The organism is Georgenia deserti (assembly GCF_042680605.1).
Classification (GTDB): Bacteria; Actinomycetota; Actinomycetes; order Actinomycetales; family Actinomycetaceae; genus Allobogoriella; species Allobogoriella deserti.
The window spans coordinates 1-549 of record NZ_JBHUEE010000027.1; the positions used below are offsets into that span (position 1 = coordinate 1).

Consider the following 549-nt stretch of genomic DNA (forward strand, 5'->3'; position numbering starts at 1 on the left):
GTCGATCCAGTGGTCCAACCGGTCGGGAAACAGCGTCGTCTGGCTGCGATCCACGCCCTCGATGAAGCGACCCATCCGATCCCCCGAAGCAGATGAGGTATCCTGCCACCACGCGGGTTTTCACACAGCCAGGGTCAGAAGGGGGCGTTTGGCTATGAGCTTGTCGTGCCGATCTGAGCGGCGGCCCCGATCTCGTATTTATAGAGAATCAGGAGCGCCCGGATGTCCGATACGGCGTACCAGCATCCGTTAGCGTCTAAAGTGAATGTGGGGTAATTTGTGGGCTAAAAATCAAGGTCTTCTGCAAATCGCAGTCACTTCAATACCTTGAAGGCAGGACTGGCGGAGGGGGCGGGATTCGAACCCGCGATACGGTTGCCCGCATACACACTTTCCAGGCGTGCGCCTTCAACCACTCGGCCACCCCTCCCGCGAGGGCGAGGGCTTATCAAGCGGACGGCGCGGTGACAAGCGCGAGCTAGCGGGTGAGAGCTTCCGTCGCGTCGCCGGCCGGCGGACAGCGGGATCGCCCTGGGACAAAGCTCGGAA

1 tRNA gene is annotated in these 549 nt (G+C 61.0%); it reads right to left on the bottom strand.

Annotated features, from left to right (window positions below):
• Window positions 1–340: 340 nt before the first annotated feature.
• Window positions 341–430, bottom strand: a tRNA-Ser gene (locus tag ACFSE6_RS18915).
• Between the last annotated feature and the right edge of the window lie 119 nt (window positions 431–549).